This is a genomic window from Nonomuraea sp. NPDC046570 (assembly GCF_040645915.1).
In the GTDB taxonomy this organism is placed as follows: domain Bacteria; phylum Actinomycetota; class Actinomycetes; order Streptosporangiales; family Streptosporangiaceae; genus Nonomuraea.
Genome location: NZ_JBEYZF010000020.1, coordinates 141,108 through 155,607, shown reverse-complemented (window position 1 = coordinate 155,607; position 14,500 = coordinate 141,108). Strand labels below are relative to the sequence as shown.

At 70.8% G+C, this 14,500-nt stretch carries 16 protein-coding genes; 4 read left to right on the top strand and 12 right to left on the bottom strand.

From position 1 onward, the window contains the following. The first annotated feature begins 329 nt into the window (after window positions 1-329). The gene (locus ABZ911_RS28205; RefSeq protein ID WP_358062178.1) at window positions 330-1,085 is read left to right on the top strand and encodes an anti-sigma factor; all 756 of its coding nucleotides are present in this window, start codon (window positions 330-332) and stop codon (window positions 1,083-1,085) included. A 64-nt stretch (window positions 1,086-1,149) separates the two neighbouring features. Then, the gene (sppA, locus tag ABZ911_RS28200) at window positions 1,150-2,847 is read left to right on the top strand and encodes a signal peptide peptidase SppA (protein WP_358062175.1); all 1,698 of its coding nucleotides are present in this window, start codon (window positions 1,150-1,152) and stop codon (window positions 2,845-2,847) included. 10 nt (window positions 2,848-2,857) lie between these two features. Here sppA and ABZ911_RS28195 read toward each other — a convergent pair whose 3' ends face one another. The 7 genes from ABZ911_RS28195 to ABZ911_RS28165 form a co-directional block, all read right to left on the bottom strand. Further along, a complete protein-coding gene (locus ABZ911_RS28195) occupies window positions 2,858-3,262 on the bottom strand; it encodes a type II toxin-antitoxin system VapC family toxin (protein ID WP_358062172.1) in 405 nt (134 codons plus the stop codon). 17 nt (window positions 3,263-3,279) lie between these two features. Continuing rightward, window positions 3,280-3,579, bottom strand: a complete 300-nt coding sequence (locus tag ABZ911_RS28190) for a type II toxin-antitoxin system prevent-host-death family antitoxin (RefSeq protein WP_358062170.1) — start codon at window positions 3,577-3,579, stop codon at window positions 3,280-3,282. A gap of 46 nt (window positions 3,580-3,625) precedes the next feature. Continuing rightward, window positions 3,626-4,120 carry a flavin reductase family protein gene (locus ABZ911_RS28185; RefSeq protein WP_358062168.1) on the bottom strand — a complete coding sequence of 165 codons (495 nt, stop codon included), beginning with the start codon at window positions 4,118-4,120 and terminating at the stop codon, window positions 3,626-3,628. A 74-nt stretch (window positions 4,121-4,194) separates the two neighbouring features. Continuing rightward, window positions 4,195-5,112 carry an ABC transporter substrate-binding protein gene (locus tag ABZ911_RS28180; protein WP_358062165.1) on the bottom strand — a complete coding sequence of 306 codons (918 nt, stop codon included), beginning with the start codon at window positions 5,110-5,112 and terminating at the stop codon, window positions 4,195-4,197. A gap of 37 nt (window positions 5,113-5,149) precedes the next feature. Continuing rightward, window positions 5,150-5,821, bottom strand: a complete 672-nt coding sequence (locus ABZ911_RS28175; protein ID WP_358062163.1) for an ABC transporter permease subunit — start codon at window positions 5,819-5,821, stop codon at window positions 5,150-5,152. Next, complete coding sequence (locus ABZ911_RS28170) at window positions 5,818-6,495, bottom strand: ABC transporter permease subunit (RefSeq protein ID WP_358062160.1); 678 nt, start codon at window positions 6,493-6,495, stop codon at window positions 5,818-5,820. Before ABZ911_RS28170 ends, ABZ911_RS28175 begins: the two co-directional genes overlap by 4 nt. Further along, window positions 6,488-7,546 carry an ATP-binding cassette domain-containing protein gene (locus ABZ911_RS28165; RefSeq protein WP_358062157.1) on the bottom strand — a complete coding sequence of 353 codons (1,059 nt, stop codon included), beginning with the start codon at window positions 7,544-7,546 and terminating at the stop codon, window positions 6,488-6,490. Before ABZ911_RS28165 ends, ABZ911_RS28170 begins: the two co-directional genes overlap by 8 nt. 261 nt (window positions 7,547-7,807) lie before the next feature. On the opposite strand from ABZ911_RS28165, the gene ABZ911_RS28160 reads away from it, so the two are divergent. Continuing rightward, on the top strand, window positions 7,808-8,926 hold the full coding sequence (locus ABZ911_RS28160; RefSeq protein WP_358062154.1) for a hypothetical protein: 1,119 nt from the start codon (window positions 7,808-7,810) through the stop codon (window positions 8,924-8,926). Here ABZ911_RS28160 and ABZ911_RS28155 read toward each other — a convergent pair. The 5 genes from ABZ911_RS28155 to ABZ911_RS28135 are packed head-to-tail and all read right to left on the bottom strand — an operon-like array spanning window position 8,916 to window position 13,588. Further along, complete coding sequence (locus ABZ911_RS28155; protein WP_358062152.1) at window positions 8,916-10,076, bottom strand: lipid-transfer protein; 1,161 nt, start codon at window positions 10,074-10,076, stop codon at window positions 8,916-8,918. The two genes, ABZ911_RS28160 and ABZ911_RS28155, sit on opposite strands and share 11 nt — an antisense overlap. Further along, a complete protein-coding gene (locus ABZ911_RS28150) occupies window positions 10,073-10,474 on the bottom strand; it encodes a MaoC/PaaZ C-terminal domain-containing protein (RefSeq protein WP_358062149.1) in 402 nt (133 codons plus the stop codon). Before ABZ911_RS28150 ends, ABZ911_RS28155 begins: the two co-directional genes overlap by 4 nt. After that, window positions 10,474-11,388 carry a bifunctional MaoC family dehydratase N-terminal/OB-fold nucleic acid binding domain-containing protein gene (locus ABZ911_RS28145; RefSeq protein WP_358062146.1) on the bottom strand — a complete coding sequence of 305 codons (915 nt, stop codon included), beginning with the start codon at window positions 11,386-11,388 and terminating at the stop codon, window positions 10,474-10,476. The genes ABZ911_RS28150 and ABZ911_RS28145 overlap by 1 nt, the downstream gene beginning before the upstream one ends. Next, entirely contained in the window at window positions 11,385-12,539 is a 1,155-nt protein-coding gene (locus ABZ911_RS28140; RefSeq protein ID WP_358062143.1) for an acyl-CoA dehydrogenase family protein, read from the bottom strand. Before ABZ911_RS28140 ends, ABZ911_RS28145 begins: the two co-directional genes overlap by 4 nt. Then, window positions 12,539-13,588, bottom strand: a complete 1,050-nt coding sequence (locus tag ABZ911_RS28135) for an acyl-CoA dehydrogenase family protein (RefSeq protein ID WP_358062140.1) — start codon at window positions 13,586-13,588, stop codon at window positions 12,539-12,541. Before ABZ911_RS28135 ends, ABZ911_RS28140 begins: the two co-directional genes overlap by 1 nt. Before the next feature lie 264 nt (window positions 13,589-13,852). Here ABZ911_RS28135 and ABZ911_RS28130 point away from each other — a divergent pair, with 264 nt between their 5' ends. Beyond that, window positions 13,853-14,449, top strand: a complete 597-nt coding sequence (locus ABZ911_RS28130) for a TetR family transcriptional regulator (protein WP_358062202.1) — start codon at window positions 13,853-13,855, stop codon at window positions 14,447-14,449. Window positions 14,450-14,500 lie beyond the last annotated feature (51 nt).

Below are 14,500 nucleotides of genomic sequence, written 5' to 3'. Positions count from 1 at the left end.
AATCTCGGCCGCCGTGTCGAGGCGGCGCACCTGACCGGGGAGCACACCATCGTGGAGAAGTACGGCGAGACCCAAGCCGTCCTTGTCCCCTACACCTGGTGGGCCGGACAGCAAGAACGTGCGGGTCAGGGCACGCTCGCGCCCTAGCGGGCACTCCCGCTCGGGCTAACCCCGGCCTGAACTGAAGGCCGGGGCTTGCGCCCTTCGAGTTCGGTCAACAACTAACACCCGCAGCACCTGAGAGGCCGGTCACGCGCTCGCGTGACCGGCCTCTTCCGCTTGTCCGCCGCCGCCCCATCCACATGACTCCGCCCGCCGAATCACTCTGCATGAAGCACGACGCGGCGCACGGGCCGCCTGGCGACGAAGCCGCCGCCTACGCCCTCGACGCCCTGCCGCCGCAGGAGGAGCGCGACTTCGAGCGACATCTGGAACGCTGCACCGCCTGCGCCGCCGAGGTCGGCTCCATGCGCGAAACGGCCGCGCTCCTGGCCGGTACGGTCGCGGCGCGTCCCCCACCGGAGCTCAGGGACGCGCTGCTCAACAGCATCGAACACCCCCGCCCGTCCCAGCCCCGGCGAGCCCCCGTCAGGCGGGTGCCACACATCGCACAGCTCGTTCTCGCCGCGTGCCTGGCGGCGGTCGTCACCCTGACCGCGGTCACGGCGCTGCGCGGGACCGGCGGCGGAGGTGACGGCAAGGGCCAGGCGGCGGGAATCACTACCGGCGGCGGGGACCGGGGGGCGATGATCGCCGCCGTGCTGGCGGCCTCGGACGTGCGGATGTCGAGGAAGGCGATCGGGGACGCCAGGGCCTCGTTGGTGTACTCGAAGAAGCAAGGGCAGTTCGTGCTGGTCACAGCGGGTATGCGGGCTCTGCCGGAGTCCCGGGCGTACCAGGTGTGGCTCATCGGGCCCGAGGGCACCCGCTCGGCGGGCCTGCTTCCGCCGTCCGCGAACGGCGTCGCGCTGGTCGCGGGTCGCGTGGCCGCGGACGACCGGGTCGGCGTGACCCTCGAACCTGCGGGAGGCTCCCGGCAACCGACGTCCGCCCCGCTCGCGGTCCTCCGGCTCCCTTCACCCTGAACGACGGCCGGCCTCCTACACGGAGCGACGCCCGATCGGCAATGTGTCGCTTAAGGTGGCATTTATGGACGCGACCAAGGCGATTTTCGAGAGCGTTGACCGGCTCCGTCAGCGGCGGACCGCTCCGCTGGTGCTCGAACTGGACCTCACCGAGGGACTGACCGAGGGCCCGCCCGCCGATCCGCTCTCCGCGGTCCTGTCCATCCGCAAGCCCCGCCTGGCCGACGTCCTGTCCGGCCTCAAGCGGGCCAGGAACGACTCCCGGGTCAAGGCGCTGATCGTGAAGATCGGCGGGGCCCCGCTGGGCCTGGCCATGGTCCAGGAGATCCGCCAGGCCGTGGTGGACTTCCGCGCCTCGGGCAAGCTGACGGTCGCCTTCGGCGAGACGTTCGGCGAGTTCGGCCAGGGCACCGTGCCCTACTACCTGGCCAGCGCCTTCGAGCGCGTCTACCTGCAGCCGTCCGGCGACGTCGGCCTGACCGGCGTGGTGATGGAGCAGCGCTTCTTCAAGGGCACGCTGACCAAGCTCGGCGTGGACTACGAGGTCGGCCAGCGCCACGAGTACAAGACGGCCGCCAACACCTTCACCCAGGATCACATGACCGAGCCGCACAAGGAGTCGTACGGCCGGATCGTCGAGTCGATCATCGAGCAGGTCGTGGCCGGCGTCTCCACGGGCCGCCGTCTCGACCCGGACAAGGTGCGCGAACTGGTCGACCGCGGCCCGTTCCTCGGCGCCGAGGCGGTCGAGGCCGGGCTGGTCGACCGGCTCGCCTACCGCGACGAGGTGTACGACGAGGTCAAGAAGGCCGCGGGCGACGAAGCGCACCTGCAGTTCGTCTCCAGGTACGCCAAGGCCTCGGCCGTACGCAAGCTTCCGCACCCCGGCGCCCCCAGCGTGGCGCTGGTGCACGGGAGCGGCATGATCAGGATGGGCCGTAGCGGGCGCAGCCCGCTGGGTGGCGGCGGCGCGATGGGCTCCGACACGATCAGCGCCGCCCTGCGCGCGGCCCGGCGCGACGACCACGTCAAGGCCGTGGTGTTCCGGGTGGACAGCCCAGGCGGCTCCTATGTCGCCTCCGACACGGTGTGGCGCGAGGTCGTGCTGACCCGCAAGGTCAAGCCGGTGATCGTCTCGATGGGCGACCTGGCCGCCTCGGGCGGCTACTTCGTCGCGATGGCGGCGGACCTGATCGTCGCCCAGCCCGGTACGCTGACCGGCTCGATCGGCGTCCTGGGCGGCAAGGCGGTGACCTCGGACCTGCTGTCGAAGATCGGCATCAGCACCGAGCTGGTCGCCGAGGGCGCGAACGCCGCGATGTTCTCCTCGGCCAAGGCCTTCTCGCCCGAGCAGTGGGAGCGGGTCAACGCCTGGCTGGACCGCATCTACGACGACTTCGTGGGCAAGGTCGCCGAGGGGCGGCACCTGACCCGCGAGCGGGCGCACGAGCTGGCCCGCGGCCGGGTCTGGACGGGCGCCGACGCGCACGCCAACGGCCTGGTCGACGAGCTCGGCGGCCTGGAGGACGCGCTGGCGCTGGCCCGCAAGCGCGCCGGCCTGCCCGCCGACGCCCACGTCCGCACCTACCCGAAGCTCAACCCCCTGGAGCGCCTGCGCGGCCCGGAGTCCAGCGAGGACAAGACCGCCGCCCTGACCCGGCTCCGCCTCGAAACCTGGGGCCCCCTCGCCCGCCTCTCAGCAGAACTCGGCCTCCCGTCCTACGGCCCCCTCACCCTCCCGGGCACGTGGACGATCCGCTGACGAAAGGCCCTCAGTGGCCGGCCCGTGCTTCCGGATGCGTGACGGGCTCAATCCGCAGAAGTCCGTCCAGCCCCTTGAAGTCATCGGGGTTGACGGTGTAAAGCGGCAGCTGATGTGCGATCGCGACGCTGGCGATCAGGAGGTCCGCGGTGTCGCGACGCGGGTTGCGCCCGGCCTCTTTGATCGCGGTGTGGACGCGAGCGTATGTCCGGGCTGCCGCGACATCGAAGGGGATGGGCTCGAATTCGGCCTCGGCTCGGCTGAGGACGAGCTGCCTGCTGGCCTGTTCTTGCGGGTCTCTGGCGACCAATGGTCCCACGGCGAGTTCTGCCAGCGTGATGACACAGATGGCCGGACTGTCCGGTAGCTCGTCTGGGTCAAGCCATTCGGCGAGGATGAGGATGTTGGTGTCCAACAACCCGGACGTGCTCGTCACTTCGTGTTCCGCCTCGCGCGCTCGAACACGTCGTAGTCATCGCCCTCGAACGCCGCTCTTACCTCCTCCGCGAACTTCCTGTCGTCGATGCGGGGGGCACCGGCGAAAGCCGCCAAGAACCGCTCCTTCGGCACGAACGTACGACGGCGGCTGATCGGGGTCACGGTGGCGATCTGGTGACCGTTGCGGGTGAGGGTGAAGGATTCACCGCGCTCGATGGCATCCATGATCTCGCTGGCCCGATTCTTCAGGTCGCGCTGATTGATCTCCGGCGGTTCGCTCGCGGCGTGACTCATATCCTCACCCTACGCTGCGGTCCCATCACGTGCCACACGGTGGGAACTATCCCCCCATAGGTCGGTATCGGCTGCGGAGCCGTACCAGGGGCTGGTGGGTGGGGTTGATGTAGTCGACGGATAGGACGCGGGCGAGGAAGAGGGTGTGGTCGCCGGCGGGGATGACCCGGGTGGTCTCCGCCTCCAGGGCGGTGACGCCGTCCTCGATGATCAGGGCCTCGCTGTGCGGCCCACGGTGGTGGGGGGTGCCGGCGACGAGGAGGCGGGCGCTGGGGCGGCCCGCGGTGGCGAAGCGGCTGGCGATCGCCGGTTGCGCGGCCGACAGCAGGCTGGCCGCCCAGCGGTCCTGGCGCAGCAGCACCTCGGTCAGGTAGCCGGCCGACGCCAGGCTCACCATCACCAGCGGCGGGTCCATGGACACCGACATGAGCGCGGACACCGTGGTACCGATGTCGTCGCGGCCGTCGCGTCCGGTGATCACCGCCACCCCTGCGGCGAGCTGCGCCATCGCCTCCTTGAACTCCATGCTGCGACCCACCATGCGAAGAGAAGTGTGGACAGTACGGGCGGCGCCGGTGCCCGCCCGGTCACGGGCACCGGCGCCGGGACCGAGGCTCAGCCGAGGCCGTTCGTGGTCAGCCATTCCTTGGCGACCACGGCCGGGTCATCCTTGTCGACGGAGATCTTCTGCATCATCTGCTTCAGCGTGTCCGTGGTGAGCTTGGCCGACACGGCGTTCAAGGTGGTCTTGATCGTGTCGTTCGACCCTGCCTTGTTGACCAGCGGCGTCACGTTCTGCGCCGGGAAGACCTGCTTCGGGTCCTGCAGCGGCACCAGACCATAGGTCGTGATCTTGGGGTCGGTGGTGAACACGTTGCCCACCTGCACCGTGCCGTCCTTCACGGCGTTGGGGGTGGTGTCACCCGTGGCCTTCCACTCCTTGAACTCCAGGCCGTAGACGTCCTTGAACGTCTTCTCCCAGCGCTTCTTGAACTCCGGGTAACCGCCGACGCTCATCGTCTTCGACACCTTGGCCAGGTCCTCCATCGTGGTGAGGGAGTTCTTGGTCGCGCTCTCCTGGGTGACCGACAGCGTGTCCTTGTCCTCGGCGGGAGAGGAGTCGAAGATCTCCACCTCGGCCGGCAGCTTGGTCTTCAGCTCGGCGTTGATCTCTTCGGTCGTGGTCGCCTTGGTCTCCGGGTCGACGAAGGCCAGCAGGTTGCCGTTGTACTCGGGCAGCACCGTCAGGCCGCCGCTCTTCACCTGGTCGTAGACGACCTCACGGCTGCCGATGTTGGGCTTCTCCTCGACCGTCACCCCCTTGGCTTCGAGCGCCTGCGCGTAGATCGAGCCCAGCAGCACGCTCTCGGGGAAGTTGAAGGAGCCGACGATAGCCTTGCCGCCACCGGCCGCGGTCCCGGCGGTGGTCGGCGTGGCGGGGGCGCTGGCGAGCGGGTCACTGCCACCGCCGCAGGCCGAGATGGCGAACATCGCGGAAACGAGCACCGCCGCGGCGCCGAACGTACGTCTCATCGTCATTTTCCTTTTCTTAACGGGGTATGGGGCAGGTTCATCTGACGGTCAGGCGTTGGCTCACCCCCGGGGAGACGGTGACCCGCTGAGCGATCGTGAACAGAACCTGCACGGCCAGCGCGAACAGCACGATCAGTACCGAACCGCCGACCACGCTCGGGTAGTCCTTCGTGGCCAGGCCGTCGATGATGTAGCGCCCCAGCCCGCCGAGCCCGACGTACGCCGCGACCGCGGCGGTGGCGACCACCTGGACGCCGGCCAGCCGCAGCCCCAGCAGGATCAGCGGCAGTGCCACCGGCACCAGCACCTTGCCCAGCACCTGGCGGCCGTTCAGGCCCATGCCGTAGGCGGCGTCGCGCAGGTCCGGGTCCACGCCTCGGATGCCCTCGAAGGTGTTGACCAGGATCGGCGGCACCGCGAGCGCGATCAGCGGGATCAGCACCGGCCAGATCGAGGCCGTCCCGAGCACCAGGACGATGAGCACCAGCAGGCCGAGCGTGGGCAGCGCCCTGGCCAGGTTGGCCGTGACCACGACCACCAGCGAGCCACGCCCCGTGTGGCCGATCAGCAGCCCGAGCGGGATGCCGATCAGCGCGGCCACCACCAGGGCGGCCACGGAGAACTCCAGGTGTTGGAGCAGCCGCACCGGGATGCCGTCGGGGCCCGACCAGTTCTCCGGGTCGCCGAAGAAGTCGATCAGCCAGTTCACGGCGACCTCCTCGCCCGTACCCAGGGGGTGAGCAGGCGCTGCGCGGTGAGCACGAGCCCGTCACCCAGCAGGGCCAGCAGCACGATCAGCGCGATCCCGACGATCGCGGGCGTGAAGAAGTCCCGCTGGAAGGCGTCGGTGAACAGGTTGCCGAGCCCGCCCTGGCCGATCAGGGCGCCCACACTGACCAGGCTGATGCTGGAGACGGTGACGACCCGCAGGCCCGCGAGGACCACCGGGGTGGCGATCGGCAGTTCGACGAGCATTAACCGCCGCAGCGGGGTGAAGCCCATCGCCACCGCGGCCTGCCGTACGTGGTCGGGGACCGACGCCATGCCGTCGACGACGGCGGGGACGAGCACGGCCACCGCGTAGAAGGTGAGCGGGATGATCACCGTGGCCCTGGCCAGGCCGGTCAGCGGCAGCAGCATCATGAAGACCGGCAGCGAGGGCAGCGCGTAGATCACGTTCATCAGCCCCGCGGTCGGCTGGTACAGGAAGCGCCACCGCACGCAGGCCAGGCCCACCGGCACCGCGACCAGCAGGCCGAGGATGATCGGCACCACCGACATCACGACGTGCGCCTCAAGCAGGTTCAGCACGCTGTTGGCGCGCCCGGTGTCCCAGTTGTCGCCCAGCCAGTCCCACTTGAAGAACGGCTGCCCGTCATCCATCGGCGGCCACCGCCAGCGCCTCGTCCAGCGCCTCACGGGTGGCCACGCCGACCACCGCCCCCGACTCGTCGACGGCGGCCGCACACCCCGAGGGCGACAGCAGCGCCGCGTCCAGCGCGGTCCGCAACGAGTCCCGCCCCTTCACATAGGTGCCGTACGGCAGGCGCTCGCTCGGCCGGTCCGGCGAGATCCAGCCGAGCGGCTTGCGCGCCCCGTCGACGACCAGCAGCCACGGCTCGTCCGACGGCCCCGTGAAGTCCTCGGGCACGGCCAGGTCGGTCCGCAGGCGCAGCCCTCCGTCGGAGATGAACGACAGCCTGCGGATCCCCCGGTCGTGGCCGAGGAACTCGCGGACGAACTCGTCGGCCGGCTGCGACAGCAGCGTCTTGGGGGCGGCGAGCTGGGCCAACCGCCCGCCTACGCGGAGCACCGCGACCTGGTCGCCGAGCTTGATCGCCTCGTCGATGTCGTGGGTGACGAACACGATCGTCTTGTTCAGCTCGGCCTGCAGCCGCAGCAACTCCTCCTGCAGGGACGTGCGCACGATCGGGTCAACCGCGCTGAACGGCTCGTCCATCAGCAGCACGGGCGGATCGGCGGCCAGCGCGCGGGCCACGCCGACCCGCTGCTGCTGCCCGCCCGAGAGCTGAAAGGGATAGCGCTCGGCGAGCTTGAGGTCGAGCCCCACCCGTTCCAGCAACTCCATGGCCCGGGCGCGGGCCTTCTTCTTGTCCCAGCCGAGCAGGTAGGGGACCGTCGCCACGTTGTCGACGATCTTCCGGTGCGGGAACAGGCCCGCCTGCTGGATGACGTAGCCGATGCTCCTGCGCAGGGTCGGCGGGTCGATGCCCTGGACGGGCGTGCCGTCGAGGAGGATCTTCCCCTCGGTGGCGTCGATCATGCGGTTGATCATCCGCAGCGAGGTGGTCTTCCCGCAGCCCGACGGGCCGACGAACACCGTGATCTCGCCGGTGGGCGCCTCCAGGGACAGGCCGTCTACGGCGACGGTGCCGTCCGCGTAACGTTTGGTGACAGAGTCGAATGTGATCATGCGCGACCTCTTGCTTTTTTTGGCAGGGCCGCAGCCCCCCTGCCACGACCGCCCCATGATCTCCTGGGGACAGACTACGGCGATCCATCCGGTTCTGTCCCCCCGCCCCCACGTGAAGCGGTTCACCGACCAGGCACGATATCGATCAAATGGGTGTTCACTAGTGCACCGAACGTCAGTACCCGGCATGATTGTCCTCAACACTCCGACGCCGCCCCCTCATCCCCCCAGCGTCCTTTCGTTCAGAGGAATCCGGCCCCTGTGACCCTTCCGCTCACCGGCCAGCCGACGCGTGACGAGCTGGTCGCAGAGCTCTACGACCGTCACGCCGCCGGGCTGTTCGCGTACTTCTCCGATCAGCTCGGCGACCACGGCTCCGCCGCCGACGCCCTGGTCTCGGTGCTGACCAGCGTGTCGACCGTGGAACCCCCGCGCGCCTCGATGTACGCCCTCGCCCGGCGCGAGATCTTCCGCCGCGACGTCGTCTACGCGCCGCCCGTCATCGATCCCCTCGTCGACCCCGCGACCGCCATGGTCGAGCGGACCCTGCGGGATCTGCGCCCGCACCAGCGCGAGGTGCTGCTGCTGTCCGTGGTGTGCGGGCTGAGCGACCTGGAGCTGGCCTGGGTGCTCGACGTGGCCCCCGACACCGCCGGCGAGCTCGCCGACAGCGCCAGCAACCGCTTCCGCCGGTCACTGGCCGCCGCGCTGGCCCTGGTCGGCCCGCGCGTCCCCGAGCCGGTGGCCGAGGTGTACGGCGCGCTCGGCATCGCGCCGCTGCGCGACGTGCTCGGTCGCCTGCCCTGGCGCCCGCCGCCACCGGCCGTGCGCACCCTGCTGGTCGGCCACCGTCCGGCGCCCGCCCCGCGAGCGGGCTCGTTGTTCGTCAAGCCGCTGTGGCCGACCGCCCCCGTCTGGCCGCAGCCGCTGGGCGAGAACGACCCCGCCACCAGCACCGGCCTGTTCCCTGCCGAGCTGCTCACCCCGCCGCGACCAGGCCGCGTCTCCCACCACGAGGCGACCACGGCCCCGATGCCGAAGGTGCGCGACGAGGCCCGCACCGGGCCGATCAAGCCGTTCGTGCTGTCCGCGCCGGTCCCGGCGGACGTGCTGGACGACCCCCGGGACAGCCTCTTCGTGCCCCGGCCGGTGGTGCGCGAGCCGGTCTACCTGCTTCCGGAGCAGCACGCGCCCGAGCCGGTGGCCGAGCCCGAGGTGGCCGACGAGCCGGAGGCTCCCGCCGTGCCCGAGCGGCGGGTGCGGCCGGTCAGGTTCGGCGAGCGCCACTATGACTGGGCGTGGGAGCTGGCCGGGTTCGTGATCTGTGTGGCGATCGCGATGCTGGTGTTCTTCTCGATTCCGACGATCATCACCCCGTGAGGATCAGGCCGCTGGTGGGCACGCCCGTTCCTGCGGTGACCAGGACGTTCGTCACGTCCGGGAGCTGATTGGCGGCCGTGCCCCTGATCTGGCGGACCGCTTCGGCGATGCCGTTCATGCCGTGGATGTAGGCCTCGCCGAGCTGGCCGCCGTGCGGGTTGACGGGCAGCCGTCCGCCGAGTCCGATGCCGGCGTCGCGGACGAAGCCCGGCGCTTCGCCCCTGCCGCAGAAGCCGAGCTCTTCGAGCTGGCTCAGGACGAACGGGGTGAAGTGGTCATAGAGGATCGCGACTTGGACGTCGTCGGGCGTCAGGCCCGACATCTCCCATAAGCGTCTGCCGACCACCGACATCTCCGGAAGGCCGGTCATGTCGTCGCGGTAGTAGCTGGTCATCATCATCTGTCCCGCACCCGCGCCCTGCGCGGCGGCGGTGATCAGCGCGGGGGTTCTGCGCAGGTCCCTGGCGCGCTCCGCCGAGGTGACGACCAGGGCCACCGCGCCGTCGCTCTCCTGGCAGCAGTCCAGCAGGTGCAGCGGCTCGGCGATCCACCGGGACGCCTGGTGCTCGGCCAGCGTGATCGGCCGCCCGTGAAACCAGGCGGCCGGATTGGTGGCCGCGTGCTCGCGCATGGCCACCGCCACCCGCCCGAAGTCCTCCGAGGTCGCGCCGTAGACGTGCATGTAGCGCCGGGCGAACATGGCCACCCAGGCCGCCGGAGTCATCAGTCCGTACGGCACGTGCCAGCTCATCTCCAGGCCCAGCGAGGACGGCTCGCCGCCGATCCGCGCGTCCGGCTGGCCGAACCTGCGGCCCGAGCGCTCGTTGAACGCCCGGTAGCAGACCACCGTCCCGGCCATGCCGGTCGCCACCGCCATCGCCGCGTGCGCGACCGTCCCGCAGGCCGCGCCGCCGCCGTACTCGACACGGGAGAAGAACGACAGCTCGCCGATGCCGACCTCGCGGGCGACGGCGATCTCCTGGTTGGTGTCCTGGGTGAAGGTGACCAGGCCGTCGACGTCGGACGGGGACAGCCCGGCGTCGTCGAGCGCGGCCAGCACCGCGTCGGCGGCCAGCCGCAGCTCCGAACGGCCCGACTCCTTGCTGAACTCCGTCGCGCCGATCCCCGCGACGGCCGCCCGCGCCCTCACTCCGCCCCCGGCAGGGTCAGGCGCACGCTGCCCGTGGCGTGGTCGCCCAGGCTGACCCGGCCGCGCACCTCGACGGTGAACTCGCCGCCCTCGGCCTTCACCACGCGGCCCTGGAAGGTGAGCCGGTCGCCCGCGTACGCGGGGACGCCGAGCTTGACGTTGATGCCCCTGATCACGGCCTCCGGGCCCGCCCAGTCCGTGACGAACCGCTCGACCAGGCCCATCGTGGTGAGAATGTTGAGGAAGATGTCCTTCGATCCCTGCGCGCGGGCCTCCTCGGCGTCATGGTGGACGGCGGTGAAGTCCATGGTGGCCAGCGCGCTCGAGACGACCGTCGTGGGGGTGAGCTCGATCGACATCTCGGGGAGCTCGGAGCCGACCTCTGTCAACGTACGCATCATGTCTCCCGTGGCGCCCACATGGGGAGCGTCAGTTCATCGTCCATAGAGCGATACGTCGCGCGCAACGACATACCGATACCCACCTCCTCGACCGGGCAGTCCACGATGTTGCCCACAATCCGCACCCCTTCCGGCAGGTCCACCACTGCCACCACGAAGGGCGTCTCCAGCCCCGGCACGGGCGGGCGGTGGTGGACCACGAAGCTGTAGACCGTGCCCTCGCCGCTCGCCACGACGTGGCTCCTGTTCGCCGAACGGCACGACGGGCACATCGGCCCCGGTGGGTGGCGCAGCTCCCCGCAGTCGGCGCAGCTCTGGATGCGCAGCTCACCCGCCCGCGCGCCCGCCCAGAAGAAGGCGGTGTCCGCGTTGACCGCGGGCCGCAGCGGGTACGGCTCCCGCCGCCGCACCGGCCTGAACTTCAGCACCCGGAACAACATCTCGGCCACCGGCTTGCCCTCCTGGGTGCGCCAGGTGACGATCCAGGTCGCGAAGTAGCCCTCGCCCAGCGCGGTCCGCTTCGGCCCGGCCAGGCTCTCGAACCTGGTCGAGGGGACCAGGCGCTCGCCGACCCGGGCGTAGCGGTGGTAGGTCTGGTCGCAGTTGGTGGCGACGACGCCGGTGAAGCCGTTCGCGTCCAGGGTGGTGAGGATGTCGTCGACCGGGGTGGGGTCCCGGCGGTGGCGGCCCGGCATCGTCCAGACCTGGGACATCGCGGGCGGGGCCAGGCCCTCGGAGAGGTAGCGCGGGTTCGTGTCGCCCATCGCGTCGAGCCAGTGCCTGATCATCGGCTCGTTGACCGCGTCGGCGGCCGGGGCGCCCGGGACCTCGCCGAGCGCCGCCTGCTTGGCGGCCAGCGCGACGAGCTCCGCGTGCGCCGCCTCCTCCTGGGCCGCGCCTTCCGCCGTCATCGGGGCGGCCTCGGGAGGTTCAGGCCGAGCATCGCGATCAGTTCGCGCTGCACCTCGTTGACGCCGCCGCCGAAGGTGAGCACGATCGCGCCCTTGACGCCGTGGTCGAGCCGGTCGATGAACTCCGCGGTCTCGGGGTCGGCCGGGTCGCCGTACCTGGCCAGGATGTCGCCGACGATCCGGCCGGTCTCCTGCATGCGTTCGGAGCCGTAGATCTTGGTGGCGGAGGCGTCGGGCGCGCCCAGCCAGCCGAGGTCCATGTTCGCCGCGACCTGCCAGTTCAGCAGCTCGTTCGTGCGGAAGGCGACGAACACCCTGGCCAGCGCCCGCCGCACGTCGGGCTCGTCGATCAGTCCGGTGCGGCGGGCCCAGGCGGCGAACCGGTCGTGGGTCTGGCCCAGGTTGCCCGCCGGGCCGAGCGTGACCCGCTCGTGGTTGAGCTGGTTGACGATCAGGTCCCAGCCCTTGCCGACCACGCCGACGACCATGCCCACGGGGACGCGCACGTCCTGGTAGTAGGTGGCGTTGGTGTGGTGGCGGCCGTCCATGGTGTGGATCGGCGTCCAGGAGAAGCCGGGATCGTCGCAGCTCGCGATCATCATGGTGATGCCCTTGTGCTTCGGGGCGCCGGGGTCGGTGCGGGCGGCGAGCCAGATGTACTGGGCGTGGTGGGCGCCCGAGGTGAAGACCTTCTGGCCGTTGACCACGTAGTGGTCGCCGTCCAGGACCGCCGTGGTCCTGAGCGAGGCCAGGTCCGTGCCCGCCTCCGGCTCGCTGTAGCCGATGGCGAAGTGGCACTCCCCCGCCAGGATGCGCGGCAGGAAGAACTCCTTCTGCTCGCGCGTGCCGTACTGCATCAGGGTCGGGCCGACCGTCTGCACGGTGATGATCGGGTACGGCACGCTCGCGCGGGCGATCTCGTTGGCGAAGATCTGCTGCTCCAGTGGGCCGAGGCCGCCGCCGCCGTACTCGTCGGGCCAGCCGAGGCCGAGTTTGCCGTCCTGGCCGAGGCGGCGGCAGTGGGCCATGTACGCCTCGCCGAACGGGTCCTCGGCGATCTTCTCGCGGTCCTGGGGGGTGAGGCAGCCCTGGAAGTAGGCCCTGAGGTCGTCGCGGAGTGCGCGCTGGTCCGGGGTCAGGTCGATCAGCATCAGAGCAGCGCTCCGATCAGGTCGAGCTGGGCGTCGGCGCCGCCGAGCAGGTGGGACAGGTGTTTGGCCTGGGCGAAGTAGCGGTGCAGCGGGTAGGTGACGTCCAAGCCGAGGCCGCCGTGCAGGTGCTGGCAGGTGTGCAGCGCGGTGGCGGCCTGGCCGACGTGGTACGCGGCGACGCCCAGGTCCTCGTCCGCCGGGAGACCCGTGGCCAGCCGCCAGGCGCCGGACCACATGGCCACGTCCAGGGCGCGGGCGGCGATGTACACGTCGGCCACCTGCATGGTCACCGCCTGGAACTCGGCCAGGGCGCGGCCGAACTGCCTGCGGGTCCTGACGTGTTCGGTGGTCAGCTTGAGCGCTCCGGCGAGGACTCCGCTCGCCTGGGCGGCGATCGCGGCGGTCGCGGTCGCGCGTAGGAGGGCGGGCGCTTCGGGGCCCGCGACGTACTCGGCGGGGACGTCGTCGAGGACGAGCGTGGCGGCGGGCTCGCCGGTGGAGGTGGGCTCGGGGATGGCGGTGAGCCCTTCCGGCCGTCCGGGGATGGTCGCCGTGTCCGGTGCGATCCAGGGCTGTGTGATCAGGAACAGTCCCTGGTCGGCGGGGATCAGGATCGCCTCGGCCTGTTCGGCGTACAGGACCGTAGGGGTGCGGCCGGTCAGGCGCCAGCCGCCGTCGTTCACGGCCGTGATCGCCCGGCGCGGGGCTTTGAGCGCGGCGGTGAGCACGCCGTCAGGGATGCGGCTGCCGTGCCGCGCGAGGGTGAGCTGGGCGACCAGGGTCGGCAGCGCGGGGGCCGGAGCCGCGTGCGCGCCCACCTCGCGCAGCACCACGGCCATCTCGACCGCGCCGAGGCCCGCGCCGCCCGCCTCCTCGGGCACGCACACGCCCAGCAGGCCCGCCCGCTCCATCGCCCGCCACAGCTCCTCGTCGTACGGCGCGCCGGACCGGTCGTGGGCGTCGAGTCGCCGCTGGGCGGCCTCCTTCGCGAGCAGGCCGGCGGCCAGGGCGCGCAGGTCGTTCTGGGTCTCGGTCAGGTTGAAGTCCACTGGCCCTCCAGGTCGGGCTCGCCTCCTAGCAAGCGCTCGGTCAGCCGATCCGCAAACTAGAACAGATTCTATTGTCTGTCCAGAGCCCGGCGGGGCATTTAGTCCTAATATGTCGCCGTAATGCCGGAGACATGCATCGATGCGCCTCCCTTGTGACCCGCGAGTAATAAGCCGCACAATGCGGTAATCAGATAACGTGTTCTCATGCGTACTCCGCATGCGACGATCGCAGCGCCCCATCCCGGCACCACCCACGAGGCGGACATGGACAGCCATCCCACCCCCTCCGGGCCAGGCGTGCGCACCAGGAGCCAGCACCAGCGGCGCAAGCGCATCGTCCAGGCCGCCGCCGCGCTGGCCTCGCGCGGCGGGGTCGAGGCCATGCAGATGCGCACGGTCGCCGAGCGCGCGGGCGTCGCCCTCGGCACCCTCTACCGCTACTTCCCGTCCAAGATGGACCTGGTCGTCGCCGTGGTCAGCGAGGAGATCGACCTGCTGGAGAGCAGCATCGAGCGCCGCCCGCCCAGCGCGCCGACCGCCGCGGGGCGGGCCGTCGACGTGCTGATGCGCGCCACCCGCGGCCTGATGCGCGAGCCCGAGCTGGCCGACGCGCTGATCCGGTCCCTGATCATGGCCGAGGTGGACACCCCGTTCGGCGACCGCATGGCGGCGCTGCTGCTCCGGGTGGCCGGGCAGGGGCTCAGCGCCGAGCAGGCCACCGAGGACCAGCTCGCCCTCACCGGCTCGCTGTCCAGCGTCTGGGTGCACGAGCTGCTGGAGATGCTGCGCAGCCGCCGTACCTACGACCAGATCCAGCACCGCATCGAGATCGCCGCCGGCCGCCTGCTCGCCGACTTCTGACCCGCGCCGCTCGTCGCGCGGCCCGATCCTTTCGGCGTACGACCGCCCGGC

Bases quoted from the DNA above. Each gene is read 5' to 3' on its own strand.
- ABZ911_RS28205 (WP_358062178.1), top strand. From the start codon at position 330: ATGAAGCACGACGCGGCGCACGGGCCGCCTGGCGACGAAGCCGCCGCC.
- ABZ911_RS28130 (WP_358062202.1), top strand. From the start codon at position 13,853: ATGGACAGCCATCCCACCCCCTCCGGGCCAGGCGTGCGCACCAGGAGC.
- ABZ911_RS28180 (WP_358062165.1), bottom strand. From the start codon at position 5,112: ATGAGACGTACGTTCGGCGCCGCGGCGGTGCTCGTTTCCGCGATGTTC.
- ABZ911_RS28170 (WP_358062160.1), bottom strand. From the start codon at position 6,495: ATGGATGACGGGCAGCCGTTCTTCAAGTGGGACTGGCTGGGCGACAAC.
- ABZ911_RS28150 (WP_358062149.1), bottom strand. From the start codon at position 10,474: ATGCGTACGTTGACAGAGGTCGGCTCCGAGCTCCCCGAGATGTCGATC.
- ABZ911_RS28165 (WP_358062157.1), bottom strand. From the start codon at position 7,546: ATGATCACATTCGACTCTGTCACCAAACGTTACGCGGACGGCACCGTC.
- ABZ911_RS28140 (WP_358062143.1), bottom strand. From the start codon at position 12,539: ATGCTGATCGACCTGACCCCGGACCAGCGCGCACTCCGCGACGACCTC.
- ABZ911_RS28190 (WP_358062170.1), bottom strand. From the start codon at position 3,579: ATGAGTCACGCCGCGAGCGAACCGCCGGAGATCAATCAGCGCGACCTG.
- sppA (WP_358062175.1), top strand. From the start codon at position 1,150: ATGGACGCGACCAAGGCGATTTTCGAGAGCGTTGACCGGCTCCGTCAG.
- ABZ911_RS28145 (WP_358062146.1), bottom strand. From the start codon at position 11,388: ATGACGGCGGAAGGCGCGGCCCAGGAGGAGGCGGCGCACGCGGAGCTC.
- ABZ911_RS28185 (WP_358062168.1), bottom strand. From the start codon at position 4,120: ATGGTGGGTCGCAGCATGGAGTTCAAGGAGGCGATGGCGCAGCTCGCC.